This window comes from Nonomuraea harbinensis, assembly GCF_019396385.1.
GTDB classification, from domain to species: domain Bacteria; phylum Actinomycetota; class Actinomycetes; order Streptosporangiales; family Streptosporangiaceae; genus Nonomuraea; species Nonomuraea ferruginea.
On record NZ_JAHKRN010000002.1, the window covers coordinates 91,813 to 105,944 of the forward strand.

Here is a 14,132-nt window from a genome sequence, read left to right on the forward strand (position 1 = left end):
CGGCAGCAGGCCCTGACGTGTTGGGAGGTTCGTCGTCCGTTTCCTCGGGGTACCGAGAGGAAATCTCCCCGGCGGAACGGGCACAAGATGAGCTTCCCGGACGTTAGAACACGCGCGATGAGCGCGAACACATATTGATGAGGGGGATGGAGTAAGCACGATGGCTACCGACTACGACAGCCCGCGCAAGACCGATGACGACCTGAGCGAAGACAGCCTCCAGGAACTCCAGGCGCGGCGCACTGACAAGTCGTCTGGCAGCATCGACATCGACGAGACCGACCTGGCCGAGTCGCTGGAGCTGCCCGGTGCGGATCTGTCGAACGAAGAGCTCAGCCTGCGCGTGATCCCGCGTCAGGCTGACGAGTTCACCTGCGCGCGCTGCTTCCTGGTGCACCACCGCAGCCAGCTGGCCTCGGAGAAGAACGGCCAGCAGATCTGCCGGGAGTGCGCCGCCTGATAAGGAGGCATACGCGTGGCATCACCTGATCGACACTCAGAAGACGAGGCCGCCGACCCCGGTCAAGAGGTCGGCGAACTCGTGGGCAGGCTCACCCAGCCGGGTGAGCTCGAACCGGCCGAGCGGCGCAAACTGCTCGGCCGACTCACACGCGCGCTTTCCGTGGGCGCGGCGAGAGCCAGGAAGTCCGGCGCCGGCCGCGGCCGCTGGCTGGCCGACGTCTTCCTCAACATCGCGCCCCGCATCCCGATCAGGGACCTGCACACGCTCTCCCAGCACCACCAGGGCCTGACCGGCGAGGAGCTCGCCGACGACCTGGTACGCACCGCCATGAAGGGCACGATGACGGTCGGCGCCATCGGCGGCGCGGTCGCGGCGGCCGAGTTCGCCGCTCCTCCTCTCCTCCTCTCCGCCCCCGCCCAGCTCGTCGCCGAGACCATCGTGGTGGCCGCCATCGAGGTCAAGCTCCTCGCCGAGCTGCACGAGGTGTACGGGGTGCACGTCGACGGCACCGGCGCCCAGCGCGCGATCGCGTTCACCGCCGCCTGGGCCAAGCAGCGCGGGATCGACCCGCTGGCCCCCTCCTCGGTGACGCTGGCGCTCGGCGCCGCGACCAAGACCGCGCTGCGCAACCGCCTGCTGAGGGTCCTCGGGCGCCACCTGACCACGTTCGGCCCGTTCCTCACCGGCGCCGTGGCCGGCGGCACCCTCAACCGCATGGCCACCAAGAAGCTCGCCGCCGCCATCCGCGACGACCTGCGGGTCAAGACGCTGCCGCCCGGCCAGGAGCGCGGGCGCTTAGGCCCGTAGCCCGCCGAACCTCCGCACGTCCCCCTGCCGCCCGCCCCCGCTCATCTCAGCTCCCTGCTCCGCCCCCTGAACTCCGCCACCACCTTGCCGTCCGCCCTGCGCACCGTGACGTCGTAGACGCCGCTGCGCCCGTAGCGGGTGCGCTCGGCGGCCTCGGCCACCAGCACGTCGCCCTCACGGACGGGGGAGACGAAGGTGATGTCGGCTCCGCCCGCGACCGTGACGGCGCCGTAGGTGTTGCACGCGCACGCGAACGCCGTGTCGGCCAGCAGGAACACGTAGCCGCCGTGACAGAGCGCGTGCCCGTTGATCATCTGGCCGGTGACCTTCATCCGGCACACGGCCCGGCCGGGATCCAGCTCGACCAGCTCGATGCCGAGCGCGGCGGAGGCGGTGTCGTCGTCCATCATGCGACGCGCGGTCTCCAATGGACCCTCCCGATACCGACCGACTGTTCGGTAATCACTTCACGCCTGACGGCGCCTGTCAAGCACGCGGGCCGTCACCCGTCGACTTCGAAGAGGATCGGCGGGAAGACGCGGATGATGGCCGGGTATGTCCTAGCTGCCGTCGCCTGACCGGGAGGGACCATGGCCAAGCCGTTCGCCTCGTCGGCGGACCTCGCCGACAAGACGCGCTCCTTCGAGGAACTGGCCGAAGGCGTGTACGCGCTGACCGCCGAGGGCGACCCCAACGTCGGCGCCGTCGAGGGCGAGGACTTCCTCGTCTGCTTCGAGGCCATGGCCACCCCCGTGGCCGCCCGCGAATGGCTGGCGCTGCTGCGCGAGCACACCGGCAAACCGGTCCGCTACCTGGTCCTGTCCCACTACCACGCGGTGCGGGTGCTGGGCGCGTCGGCGTTCGGCGCGGACGTGATCGTCGCGCACGAGAAGACCCGCGAGCTGATCGCCGAGCGCGGCGCGGAGGACTGGGCCAGCGAGTACGCCCGCATGCCCCGGCTGTTCCAGGAGCCCGCGTCGATCCCCGGCCTGACCTGGCCGACGCTCACGTTCGGCGACCGGCTCGCCATCGACCTCGGCGGCGGGCGCGGCCGGCTGGAGCTGCACCACTGCGGGCGCGGCCACACCGAGGGCGACCTGGTGGCGTGGCTGCCGGAGCAGCGCGTGATGTTCGCCGGCGACCTGGTCGAGTCGCGGGCCGCCCTTTACACCGGCGACGCCTTCCACCGCGCATGGGCGTCGGCGACGCTGGACCGGGTCGCCTCGTTCGGCGCGGAGACGCTGGTCGGCGGCAGGGGAGCGGTGGCGCGCGGCCGGTCGGAGGTCGACGCGGCCATCGCCCAGACCCGCGAGTTCCTGCGGGTCATGCTGCGTGAGGTCGGCGCGGTCCACGAGCGCGGCGGCACGCTCAAGGAGGCGTTCCAGGCCGCGCACCGGGCGCTCGAACCCCGCTACGGCGCCTGGCCGATCTTCGAGCACTGCATGCCGTTCAACGTCTCCCGGCTGTGGGACGAGCTGGACGGGGTCGAGCGGCCGCGCGTCTGGACGGCGGAGCGCGACCGCGAGGTGTGGGCGCGGCTCCAGAGCTGAGGAGGGGCGATGCAGGACGCGCAGGTCATCGTGGTCGGCGCCGGGCCGGTGGGGCAGACCGCGGCGCTGCTGCTGGCCCGCTGGGGGGTGCGGGTGCTGGTCCTCGACGGGCGGCCGGGGCGCGAGCCGGCCGGGTCGAAGTCGATCTGCCAGCAGCGCGACGTGCTCGACATCTGGGCGTCCTGCGGCGCCGGCCGGATCGCGGAGGAGGGCCTGGCCTGGACCACGGCCCGCACGTACTACCGGGGCGAGGAGCTGTTCTCCTGGACCTTCGACGGCGGGCCGGGGCTGCCCGCGTGCGTGAACATCTCGCAGACCCGCACCGAGCAGATCCTCGACGCGGCGCTCGCCGCCCAGCCGCCGGCCGAGGTGCGGTGGGACCACCGGGTCACCGGTCTCGAACAGGACGACGGCGGCGTCACCGTGCGCTGCGGCGACCGCGTGCTGCGCGCCCCGTACGCGGTGGTCTGCGCGGGCGCCCGCGGCCAGGCGCTGCGGCAGGCGCTCGGGGTGACGTTCGACGGCGAGACGTTCGACGACCAGTTCCTCATCTGCGACGTCCGCGCAGACCTGCCCGGCTGGGAGCACGAGCGGCACTTCCACTTCGACCCGGTGTGGAACCCCGGCCGCCAGGTGCTCGTCCACCCCTGCCCCGGCTCCACCTACCGCATCGACTGGCAGATCCCGCCGCACGCCGTGCCCACCGACGAGGAGGTGGCGCGGAAGATCCGGACGATCGTCGGCGACCGCGACTACGAGCTGCTGTGGCGGACGACCTACCGCTTCCACTCGCGCATCGCCTCGCGGATGCGGGCCGGGCGGGTGCTGCTGGCGGGCGACTGCGCCCACCTGGTCGCGCCGTTCGGGGCGCGCGGCCTGAACTCCGGGGTGCCCGACGCCGAGAACGCCGCGTGGAAGCTGGCGTTCGTGCTCAACGGGTGGGCGCCGGAGGAGCTGCTGGAGACGTACCACGACGAGCGGCACGCCGCCGCCCGCGAGAACCTGGAGGTCACGGCGGCCACCATGCGCTTCCTCGCGCCCCGTACGGACGAGGAGCGGGCGCGCAGGCGCGCGGCGCTGGAGACCGCGCTGGCCACCGGGCGGGCCGAGGGCGTCGACTCCGGGCGGTTCGCCGAGCCCTTCTGGTACGTGGACTCGCCGCTCACGACCCCCGACCCCGGGCGGCCGTTTTCGGGCAGGCCGCCCAAGGGCGCGCTGTGCGATCCCTGCCCCGGCGTGATCGTGCCCGACGTGCCGGTGCCCGGGGGACGGCTGCGCGAGCTCTGCCGCGACGGTTTCCTGGTACTCCTGGGCGAAATGTGTGATTCGGGTTTGTTTGCGCAGGTCCTGGGCAAGGTCTGTACGGCGCCGCTCGTCGTCCGCGAGCTCGCGGAGGTGGATGGGTCGGGCGTGCTCGCTGAGAGGCTCGGCGCCAGACCCGATGAGGCGTGGCTGATCAGGCCCGATGCCCATATCGCCGCGATCGTCCCCCATGCGGGGCCGGACTCGGTGGTGGCCGCTGTGAGGCGCGCTTCGCGCCTTCCGTGACAGTGAGTCTAGGAGGAATTGGGTGGTTGGCCGTAGTTCGTTTCTGATCGTCGCGAACCGGTTGCCCGTCGACCGGGTCGTCGAGCAAGACGGAACGGCCTCGTGGCGCCGGAGCCCTGGTGGTCTCGTCACCGCCATCGCGCCGGTCATGCAGCGTCGCCACGGCGCCTGGCTGGGCTGGCCGGGGGCGCCGGACGAGGAGTTGGAGCCGTTCGAGCAGGACGGGATGAACCTCATCTCGATCCCGCTGACGGCCGAGGAGATCGAGCTCTACTACGAGGGTTTCTCCAACGCGACGCTCTGGCCGCTCTACCACGACGTGGTGGCGCCGCCGGTGTTCGAGCGGTCGATGTGGGAGGCGTACCGGGCGGTCAACGAGCGCTTCGCCCGCGCGGCGGCCGCGCACGCCGAGCAGGGCGCGGTCGTGTGGGTGCAGGACTACCAGCTGCAGCTCGTGCCCGCCATGCTGCGCGAGCTCAGGCCCGACCTGCGCATCGGCTTCTTCCTGCACATCCCGTTCCCGCCCGTCGAGCTGTTCTGGCAGCTGCCGTGGCGGCGCGAGCTGGTCCAGGGTCTGCTCGGCGCCGACCTGGTCGGCTTCCAGCTGCCCGGCGGGGCCGCGAACTTCCGCCGGTTGTGCCGCAGGCTGCTCGGCGTCCCGTACAAGGGCAGTGAGATCTTCCTGGAGGACCGGATCGTCCGCACGCAGGCGTTCCCGATCAGCGTGGACTTCGGCGAGCTGGACGAGATGGTGCGCCGGCCGGAGGTGGTCTCGCGCGCCAAGGAGATCAGGATGGAGCTGGGCGACCCCGAGCACGTGCTGCTCGGCGTGGACCGGCTCGACTACACCAAGGGCATCGGGCAGCGCCTGGAGGCGTTCGGCGAGCTGCTCAAGGACGGCCGGATCACCCCCGGCGAGGCGGTGTTCGTGCAGATCGCCACGCCCAGCCGGGAGCGGGTGGAGGAATACAGGCGCCTGCGCGACGACATCGAGCTGCAGGTGGGGCGGATCAACGGCGAGACCTCGGAGTTCGGCAGCCAGCCGATCCAGTACTTCCACCAGTCGTACCCGAAGGACGAGCTGGCCGCGCTCTACCTGGCGGCCGACGTCATGGTGGTCACGCCGCTGCGCGACGGGATGAACCTGGTCGCCAAGGAGTACGTCGCCTGCCACCACGACCTGAACGGGGCCCTGGTGCTCAGCGAGTTCGCCGGGGCGGCCGACGAGCTGCGCCAGGCGTTCCTGGTCAACCCGTACGACGTGGAGGACCTCAAGCGCCAGATGCTCGCCGCCATGCGGGCCACGCCGCACGAGCTGGCCCGGCGGATGCGTACGATGCGCCGCCGGGTCGCCACCTACGACGTGGACCGCTGGGCCAGCGAGTTTCTCAGCTCTCTGGAGTCACCGTCCGCTTCAGAGCCCGCCATGAGTCGTAGCGCTTCTTGGCCGTCCGGTTGACCACGATCTGCGCGACGGACATGCCGACGCCCATCACGACGGCGTAGCCGATCGCCTCACCCATGCTGACCTCGGGCGAGTCTGGGTCGATAGGCGGCTCCTTGCCGGTCGCCTTCACCCAGGCGAACCCGAGCAGCTTCCTGGCGGCCCAGGCTGTCACCAGCCCCACCAGGCCCCCGACGACTCGCCAGGCGATGTCGGGCTTGTCATCCGCCATGCGATCTCTCCTTCCCCTTTGTAACGAACCCTAGTCTGTGCCGCTTCGAGGCCCCGGCAAGCCGTACCATAAGGAGGCATGACTCAGCAGCGACTACGCCATGCGTCCATGCCCGAGAAACCCTCTCTCGACGGCCTGGAGCAGGTATGGGTAGCCCGCTGGGAAGAGCAGGGCACCTACCGGTTCGACCGGTCGAGGCCGCGCGAGCAGGTCTACTCGATCGACACGCCGCCGCCCACCGTCTCCGGCTCCCTGCACGTCGGTCACGTCTTCTCCTTCACCCACACCGACATCATGGCCCGCTACCAGCGCATGATCGGCAAGTCGGTGTTCTACCCGATCGGCTGGGACGACAACGGCCTGCCCACCGAGCGCCGCGTCCAGAACGTCTACGGCGTGCGCTGCGATCCGTCGTTGCCGTACGACCCCGACTTCGTGCCACCGGAGAAGCCCGGCAAACGTGAGGTCTCCATTTCCCGGCGCAACTTCGTGGAGCTCTGCCACAAGCTGACGGAGATCGACGAGCGGGCGTTCGAGGAGGTGTGGCGGCGGGTCGGCCTGTCGGTCGACTGGTCGCTGCTCTACACCACGATCAGCGACGAGTCGCGCCGGGTGTCGCAGCGGGCGTTCCTGCGCAACCTGCGGCGCGGTGAGGCCTACCTCGCCGAGGCGCCGACGCTGTGGGACGTCACCTTCCGCACCGCCGTCGCCCAGGCCGAGCTGGAGGACCGCGAGTGGCCCGGCGCCTTCCACAGGATCTCGTTCTACGGCGAGAAGGGGCCGGTCTGGATCGAGACGACCCGGCCGGAGCTGATCCCGGCCTGCGTGGCGCTGGTCGCCCACCCCGACGACGAACGCTACCGGCCGCTGTTCGGCACGTCCGTGCTCACTCCGCTGTTCGGCGCCGAGGTGCCGGTGCTGGCCCACCACCTGGCCGAGCCCGACAAGGGCACCGGCATCGCGATGATCTGCACGTTCGGCGACGTCACCGACGTGACCTGGTGGCGCGAGCTCAACCTGCCGACCCGGCCGGTCATCGGCTGGGACGGCCGGCTGCTGCCCGAGCCGCCCGAGGGCGTCGAGACCGACCCCTACAAGGAGCTGGCCGGCAAGACCGTCCACAGCGCCCGCGAGCGGATCGTGGAGCTGCTGCGCGAGTCCGGCGACCTGGAGGACGACCCGCGGCCGGTGCGGCGGCCGGTCAAGTTCTACGAGCGCGGCGACAAGCCGCTCGAGATCGTCACCACCCGCCAGTGGTACATCCGCAACGGCGGGCGCGACGAGGCGCTGCGCGAGCGGCTGCTGGCGCGGGGGCGCGAGCTGGCCTGGCACCCTCCGCACATGCGGGCCCGCTACGACAACTGGGTGGGCGGCCTGGCCGGTGACTGGCTGATCTCCCGTCAGCGGTTCTTCGGCGTGCCGTTCCCCGTCTGGTATCCACTCGACCAGGACGGGCAGCCGGTCTACGACGAGCCGATCCTGCCGCCGGAGGAGGCGCTGCCGGTCGACCCGTCGTCCGACGCCCCGCCCGGCTACGCCGAGGAGCTGCGGGGCGTGCCCGGCGGCTTCATGGCCGACCCCGACGTCATGGACACCTGGGCGACCTCGTCGCTCACGCCGCAGATCGCCGGGCGCTGGGAGACCGACGACGACCTGTTCCGCCGGGTCTTCCCGGCCGACCTGCGCCCGCAGTCCCACGAGATCATCCGCACCTGGCTGTTCGCCACCGTCGTCCGGTCCCACCTGGAGTTCGGCGGCCTGCCCTGGAGCGACGTGGCCATCTCCGGATGGATCCTCGACCCCGACCGCAAGAAGATGTCCAAGTCCAAGGGCAACGTGGTCACCCCGATGGACCTGCTGGAGCAGCACGGCTCCGACGCGGTCCGCTACTGGGCGGCCAACGGGCGCTACGGCGTCGACACGGCCTTCGACGCCGGACAGCTCAAGATCGGGCGCCGGCTGGCCATCAAGATCCTCAACGCGTCGAAGTTCGTGCTCGGGCTCGGCGAGGGCGGCGGCGAGGTCACCGAGCCGGTCGACCTGTCGATGCTCGCGGCGCTGTCCGGCGCGGTGCGCGAGGCCACCGAGGCCTTCGGCGGCTACGACCACACGCGGGCGCTGGAGGTCGCCGAGCGGTTCTTCTGGACCTTCTGCGACGACTACCTGGAGCTGGTCAAGGCCAGGGCCTACGGGAGCGACGCGGCGGCGGCGTCGGCCCACGAGGCGCTGCGCCGCGCGCTCGACGTGCAGCTGCGGCTGTTCGCGCCGTTCCTGCCGTTCGTCACCGAAGAGGTGTGGTCCTGGTGGCGCGAGGGCTCGGTGCACGGCGCCGCCTGGCCGGAGCCCGGGGCCGGCGCGGGCGACCCGGCGGTGCTGGAGGCCGCGTCCGAGGTGCTCCGCCAGGTGCGCAAGGCCAAGTCCGATGCCAAGCAGTCGATGCGGGCGGAGGTGTCCAGGCTCACGGTGACCTCGCCCAGGGCCGGGCTGGTCCGGCTCGCCCAGGACGACCTGTGCGGTGCCGGGCACGTCGAGGAGTTCGTGCTGGAGCACGGCGAGGAGACCTCGATCGAGGTGGAGCTGGGCTGACGCGGGAGTTTCCCCGCGGGCGGGCTCGCCGCGGGAGGAATACGGGGCGGTCGATAGGCGCGCGTCCCGCGCTTGGACGTGCCAGTCTTGGAGTGTGCTGAGCGACCGCCCCACCAAACTCGTGCCGCCCGTGCTGGCCAAGATGGCGGCCTGGAGCCTGTGCCTGATCCTCACCGGCGTGGTCGTCTTCTACTTCGTCCAGGTCATCGCCCGGCTCAGCTTCGTGGTGCTGCCCGTGGCCATCGCCCTGCTGCTGACCGCGCTGCTCTACCCGATGACCAGGAGCCTGCGCCAGGCGGGCATGCGGCCCATCTACGCCACCTGGCTCACCATGATCGCGGCCCTGGCGGTCCTGGCCGGCACCGGCTGGCTCGTCGGGGCCCGCGCCACCGACGAGTTCCCCAACCTGGTCAAGCAGGTCCAGGCCACGGTGGGCGACGTGCAGGAATGGCTGGTGACCGGGCCGCTCCACCTGCAGCAGACGCAGATCACCCAGTACTTCAACGAGGTGGTCGCCCTCATCGAGGCCCAGCGCACGGCCATCACCGGCACGGTGCTGACCGCCGGGGCCGTGGCCGTCGAGGTGCTCGCCTCCATCGTGCTGCTGCTGTTCGTCACGTTCTTCCTGCTCAAGGACGGCGACCGGATCTGGGGCTGGTTCCTCAAGGGCTTCGGGCGGATGTCGCCGCGGGTCGACAGGGCGGGCCGGGCCGCGTGGAGCACGCTCTCCCACTACGTGCAGGGCAGCGTGCTCGTCGCCGCCGTGCACGGCGTGGTCATGGGCATCGTGCTGGCCGGCATGGGGGTGCCGCTCTGGGCGCCGCTGGCCGTGCTGATCTTCCTGGCCAGCTTCATCCCGATCGTCGGCATCTTCTTCGCCGGCACCGTCGCCACCCTGGTCACGCTCGGCGCCAAGGGCATCGTGTACGCGCTCATCTTCGTCGGCATCCTGGTGGTCGAGCAGCAGCTGGAGAACCACGTGCTGCAGCCCCTCATCGTGGGGCGGGCGCTGAAGTTCCACCCGCTGGCGATCATCCTGGCGCTGTCGGTGGGCGGCATCCTGGCGGGCATCGCCGGGGCCGTGGTGGCCGTGCCGGTGGCCGCGGTCATCTACCGGGCGCTCCCCGAGCTGATGACCGACCTGCCGGCGCTTCCACCACCCTCCATGGTGGCGGTCGCCCCACCGGTCGCCGCCGGCCCGGAGCTGCCCGGCGGCCCGGCCGGCTCCCAAGGGCCCGCCGACGACGGGAAACCCGGTGCGGCGGGACGATCCGGTGCTGACAGCGAGTAATCTCATCACCCGTGACCCGCTCCACCCTGACCACCCCGCCACCCGGCGCCGAGCCTCCGAAGACGCACCCTGACGGGCCGTCCGCGGGCGGCTCGCTCGGCTCCCACTTCAGCCGCTGCTTCGGCTGCGGCGACGACCACCCCACCGGTCTCCACATCGCCGCCGTCACCCCCGACGGCGCGAGCGTCGAGGCCGCGTTCACCGTGGGGGAGTCGCACCAGGGCGCGCCCGGGCTGGCGCACGGCGGCGTGCTCGCCAGCGCCATGGACGAGGTCATCGGAATGTCCATCTGGCTGCTCCGTAAGCCCTATGTCACGGCACGGCTGGAGACCGACTACCTTCTCCCCGTTCCCGTCGGCACGACACTCCACCTGCGCGCCTGGTGCACCGGGATAGCGGGCAGGAAGGCGTACCTTGAGGCTGAGGGGCGCGTGGGCGCCCCGGGCGGCCCGGTCGCCGTCCGGGCGGCGGCGCTGTTCATCGAGGTGGACATGACGCACTTCGCCGAACACGGCGACCTCGCGGCCCTGCAGGCCGAACACCAGGACTACGAGGTGAACCCGTGAGCGAGCCGGAGGTTCTCATCCAGCGGCTCGACCCCGGCCTGCCGCTGCCCTCCTACGCCCATCCCGGCGACGCCGGCGCCGACCTCTACGCCGCCGAGGACGCCGAGCTGCTGCCGGGCGAGCGGGCCGTCATCCGGACCGGCGTGGCGATCGCGCTGCCCGACGGCTACGCCGCGTTCGTGCATCCCCGCTCGGGGCTGGCCGCGCGCCACGGCGTCACGCTGGTGAACGCCCCCGGCACGGTCGACGCCGGCTACCGCGGCGAGATCAAGGTCACCTTGATCAACACCGACGCGAAGGAGCCCTTCAGGCTGCGCCGCGGCGACCGGATGGCCCAGCTCGTCTTCCAGCGGGTGGAGACGGCGGCCTTCCGTGAGGTCGGCGAGCTGCCCGGGTCGGCGCGGGGCACGGGCGGCCACGGTTCCACAGGACGTTGATACAGGGAGAGTGAGACACAGTGTTCCGTCGTCGCCGTCGTGAGCAGCAGGAGCAGGTGGCCGAGGCGACCGCTCAGGCGCCCACCCGCGAGTCCGGCCCGTGGGACGCCGACGAGCCCCACCCCGACACCGAGCGGATCGACCTGGGCGGCCTACGGCTGCCCCACAACCCGGCCTTCGACGTCCGCCTGGCTTCGGTGGGCGACCAGCACGTCGGCGTCGTCGTGCTGTGGGAGGAGAGCTCGCTGCAGCTCCAGGCGCTGGCCGCGCCCAAGTCGTCCGGGCTGTGGGAGGAGGTCAGAGCCAAGATCAAGAGCGCCGCCAAGACGCTGGAGGAGCGCGAGGGGCCGTTCGGTGCCGAGCTGGTGGGCAAGGTGACCGTGGAGGGCTCCGACAGGGCCGCCCGCTATATGGGCGTCGACGGGTCGCGCTGGTTCCTGCTGGCCGTGGTCAACGGCCGGGCGGCGGTCGACGACGAGCTGGCCGCCGCGTTCGTCGACTTCATCAAGGACATCGTGGTGGTGCGCGGCGACGAGCCGATGGCCCGCGAGGAGTCGATCCCGCTGCGCCGTCCGAACGACCAGGCCGCCGCCGAGCAGCCCGAGGTGCGTGAGAACCCCTTCAGGCGAGGGCCGGAGATCAGCGAGATTCGCTGATCAGCCCTCATCACATAGGCTGATTCATCATGAGTACGGCAGAGCCTCCCAAACGTGGGGGATTGCGCGGTCTCCTGAGCCGGCTGACCTCCAGCCAGTCCGAGATCGAGGCCCAGGAGCTGCGCGAAGACGCCGACGAGGCCGGCGCCACCCCCATCGCCGCGTGTGGCGGCCGCCGCCGCTTCTGCGTCGCCGGTACGCTACGTACCGTCACCCTGCGCCCGAGAGGCGGGGCGCCCGCGCTCGAAGCCGAGCTCTACGACGGCTCCGACGTGATCGACCTGGTCTGGCTCGGCCGCCGCAAGATCGCCGGCATCGAGCCGGGCCGCCCGGTCAAGGCCGAGGGCCTGGTGAGCATCCAGGACGGACGCAAGGTGATGTTCAATCCGCGATACGAGCTGCGCCCAGGGAGTTGATCAGGTGAGTGCCGAGGCCGAAGAGGCCGCCCACCAGACCGTCGAGGCGGCGGTCCGAGCCCAGCTCGCCAAGGCGTTCGGCGGCGTCCGGGGCATCGCCGAGGCGGCCGTCCCGACGATCGCCTTCACCCTGACCTGGATCATCACCGAAGAGCTCCGCCTGTCGCTCATGATCAGCATCGCGCTGGCGGTGCTGCTCCTGGTCGTCAGGCTGGTGCAGCGGTCGACGCCGCAGTTCGTCATCAACAGCCTGATCGGCATCGCCATCGGCGCGTTCTTCGCCAGCCGTACGGGTGAGGCCAAGGACTACTTCCTGCCCGGCATCTTGTGGAACGGCGCCTACGCGGTCGCGATGCTGGTCTCGATCGTCACCCGGTGGCCGGTCGTCGGATTCCTCATCGGGTCGGTGACCAACGACCCGGTCGGGTGGCGCAAGGACCCGGGCATCGTCAAGCTCTGCACCCGGCTCACCTGGCTGCTCATGCTCCCGTGTGTGGTGCGGGTGGCGGTGCAGCTGCCGGTCTACCTGTTCGGCGGCGGCGACCAGGCGGTGGCGGCGCTGGGCTTCGCGAAGATCGTCATGGGGTGGCCGCTCCAGGTGGCGGCCCTGACGGCGATGGTCTGGGTGCTCGGCCGCGGCCGCACCCCGATCACCCCACCGGCCACCTGACCCCGCCCTGCCGGGACCCCGCGCTCCATGGCGGGGTCCCGCGCCGGGAGACGGGTCAGTGCTGGGAGAGCAGGCGGGCGAGCTCCTGCTCCACCTCCTGGTTGGCCACGAAGAGCAGCTCGTCGCCCGCCTCCAGCGGATCGTCGGCGGTGGGCACCAGCACCCTGCCCTCGCGCAGGATCGCCACCAGCGCCGCGTCGGTCGGCCACGGCACCGAGCCCGCCCGCTGGCCCACCACCGGCGCGTCCTCGGCCAGCGTGAGCTCGACCAGGTTGGCCTGACCCTGGCGGAACGTCATCAGCCGCACCAGGTCGCCGACGCTCACCGCCTCCTCGACCAGCGCGCTCAGCAGACGCGGCGTCGAGACGGCCACGTCGACCCCCCATGACTCGTTGAACAACCACTCGTTGTTGGGGTGGTTGATCCGCGCCACCACGCGCGGCACGCCGTACTCGGTCTTGGCCAGCAGCGACACGACGAGGTTGACCTTGTCGTCGCCGGAGGAGGCGACGACCACATGGCAGTTGTTGAGCCCGGCCTCGTCGAGCGAGGCGATCTCGCACGCGTCGGCGAGCAGCCACTCGGCCCGCGGCACACTGTCGATCTTGATCGCTCTGGGGTTGTTGTCGATGAGCAGCACCTCGTGGCCGTTCTCCAGGAGCTCGGCGGCGATGGAGCGACCGACGGCCCCCGCTCCGGCGATGGCGACCCGCATCAGTCTTCCTCCTCCGGCGCCGCGGCCAGCAGCTTGTTGACCCGGTCCATGTCGCGCTCGGCGGCGATCATGTGGAGGACGTCGCCCTCCTGCACCACCGTCGATCCGGTGATCACCACGGCCTCGCCCATCCGGTTGATGAACGCGGCCCGGGCGCGCGCCCGGTCCTCCAGGTCGACCACGCGGGTGCCGATCCACGCCGGGTTGACGGTCACCTCGGCCAGCACGACCGTGCCGGTCGGGTCGCGCCAGAGCGGCTCGGTGCCCTCCGGCAGGAGGCGGCGCAGGATCTGGTCGGCGGTCCACCGCACGGTGGCCACGGTGGGGATGCCGAGCCGCTGGTAGACCTCGGCCCGGCGCGGGTCGTAGATGCGGGCCACCACGTTGTCGATGCCGAACGTCTCCCGGGCCACCCGGGCGGAGATGATGTTGGAGTTGTCGCCGCTGGAGACGGCCACGTAGGCGGAGGCGGACTCGATGCCGGCCTCGGTGAGCACGTCGCGGTCGAAGCCGATGCCGGTCACCCGGCGGCCGCGGAACCCGGCCCGCAGGCGGCGGAACGCCTGTGGATCGCGGTCGATGATCGCGATCGAGTGGCCGTTGTCCTCGAGGATGTGGGCGAGGGTCGAGCCGACCCGGCCACATCCCATGATCACAATATGCATACTCCCCCGCACTTCGCGGTCATCTGGACGCTCGACACCAGTATGGACCGCGCCGGGCGCTCGCCGTCTGCCTGGATCCGGGAGCG

Annotated in this window: 16 protein-coding genes; 12 read left to right on the forward strand and 4 right to left on the reverse strand. The window is 71.3% G+C overall.

Annotation, left to right across the window (positions count from 1 at the left end; all coding sequences use genetic code 11):
• Positions 1-160 precede the first annotated feature (160 nt).
• Positions 161-460, forward strand: coding sequence for a DUF4193 domain-containing protein (locus KME79_RS02370; protein ID WP_219543127.1), 300 nt, complete (start codon positions 161-163; stop codon positions 458-460).
• A 15-nt stretch (positions 461-475) separates the two neighbouring features.
• Complete coding sequence (locus KME79_RS02375) at positions 476-1,270, forward strand: hypothetical protein (RefSeq protein WP_271275911.1); 795 nt, start codon at positions 476-478, stop codon at positions 1,268-1,270.
• Between the two features lie 41 nt (positions 1,271-1,311).
• Here the strand turns inward: KME79_RS02375 and paaI are convergent, their stop codons facing one another.
• Positions 1,312-1,680, reverse strand: coding sequence for a hydroxyphenylacetyl-CoA thioesterase PaaI (paaI, locus tag KME79_RS02380; RefSeq protein WP_148034405.1), 369 nt, complete (start codon positions 1,678-1,680; stop codon positions 1,312-1,314).
• Between the two features lie 180 nt (positions 1,681-1,860).
• Between paaI and KME79_RS02385 the strand changes: the two genes are divergently transcribed.
• From KME79_RS02385 to KME79_RS02395, 3 genes are read left to right on the forward strand one after another with little or no spacing between them, the layout of a single operon-like run.
• Positions 1,861-2,820 (forward strand): MBL fold metallo-hydrolase, encoded by a 960-nt coding sequence (locus tag KME79_RS02385; RefSeq protein ID WP_219543128.1) that lies wholly within the window; start codon positions 1,861-1,863, stop codon positions 2,818-2,820.
• Between the two features lie 9 nt (positions 2,821-2,829).
• Entirely contained in the window at positions 2,830-4,368 is a 1,539-nt protein-coding gene (locus tag KME79_RS02390; protein ID WP_219543129.1) for an FAD-dependent monooxygenase, read from the forward strand.
• 22 nt (positions 4,369-4,390) lie between these two features.
• Complete coding sequence (locus tag KME79_RS02395) at positions 4,391-5,827, forward strand: alpha,alpha-trehalose-phosphate synthase (UDP-forming) (protein WP_148030305.1); 1,437 nt, start codon at positions 4,391-4,393, stop codon at positions 5,825-5,827.
• Here KME79_RS02395 and KME79_RS02400 read toward each other — a convergent pair.
• On the reverse strand, positions 5,757-6,044 hold the full coding sequence (locus tag KME79_RS02400; protein WP_148030306.1) for a DUF4235 domain-containing protein: 288 nt from the start codon (positions 6,042-6,044) through the stop codon (positions 5,757-5,759). The two genes, KME79_RS02395 and KME79_RS02400, sit on opposite strands and share 71 nt — an antisense overlap.
• A 108-nt stretch (positions 6,045-6,152) precedes the next feature.
• Between KME79_RS02400 and valS the strand changes: the two genes are divergently transcribed.
• From valS to KME79_RS02435, 7 genes are all read left to right on the forward strand, one after another.
• On the forward strand, positions 6,153-8,630 hold the full coding sequence (gene valS / locus KME79_RS02405) for a valine--tRNA ligase (protein WP_219543130.1): 2,478 nt from the start codon (positions 6,153-6,155) through the stop codon (positions 8,628-8,630).
• Positions 8,631-8,724: 94 nt separating this feature from the next.
• Positions 8,725-9,921: an AI-2E family transporter gene (locus KME79_RS02410; RefSeq protein ID WP_219543131.1), complete on the forward strand. Its 1,197-nt coding sequence runs from the start codon at positions 8,725-8,727 to the stop codon at positions 9,919-9,921.
• 11 nt (positions 9,922-9,932) lie between these two features.
• A complete protein-coding gene (locus KME79_RS02415; RefSeq protein WP_148030309.1) occupies positions 9,933-10,487 on the forward strand; it encodes a PaaI family thioesterase in 555 nt (184 codons plus the stop codon).
• On the forward strand, positions 10,484-10,924 hold the full coding sequence (gene dut / locus KME79_RS02420) for a dUTP diphosphatase (RefSeq protein WP_219543132.1): 441 nt from the start codon (positions 10,484-10,486) through the stop codon (positions 10,922-10,924). The genes KME79_RS02415 and dut overlap by 4 nt, the downstream gene beginning before the upstream one ends.
• Before the next feature lie 20 nt (positions 10,925-10,944).
• Positions 10,945-11,580 carry a DUF3710 domain-containing protein gene (locus tag KME79_RS02425; RefSeq protein ID WP_308248757.1) on the forward strand — a complete coding sequence of 212 codons (636 nt, stop codon included), beginning with the start codon at positions 10,945-10,947 and terminating at the stop codon, positions 11,578-11,580.
• 29 nt (positions 11,581-11,609) lie between these two features.
• Positions 11,610-11,996, forward strand: coding sequence for an OB-fold nucleic acid binding domain-containing protein (locus KME79_RS02430; protein ID WP_148030311.1), 387 nt, complete (start codon positions 11,610-11,612; stop codon positions 11,994-11,996).
• Positions 11,997-12,000: 4 nt separating this feature from the next.
• Positions 12,001-12,666, forward strand: a complete 666-nt coding sequence (locus tag KME79_RS02435) for a DUF3159 domain-containing protein (RefSeq protein WP_148030312.1) — start codon at positions 12,001-12,003, stop codon at positions 12,664-12,666.
• Between the two features lie 55 nt (positions 12,667-12,721).
• On the opposite strand, the gene KME79_RS02440 is transcribed toward KME79_RS02435, so the two are convergent.
• Positions 12,722-13,381 carry a potassium channel family protein gene (locus KME79_RS02440; protein WP_219543133.1) on the reverse strand — a complete coding sequence of 220 codons (660 nt, stop codon included), beginning with the start codon at positions 13,379-13,381 and terminating at the stop codon, positions 12,722-12,724.
• Positions 13,381-14,046: a potassium channel family protein gene (locus KME79_RS02445; RefSeq protein WP_219543134.1), complete on the reverse strand. Its 666-nt coding sequence runs from the start codon at positions 14,044-14,046 to the stop codon at positions 13,381-13,383. The genes KME79_RS02440 and KME79_RS02445 overlap by 1 nt, the downstream gene beginning before the upstream one ends.
• Between the last annotated feature and the right edge of the window lie 86 nt (positions 14,047-14,132).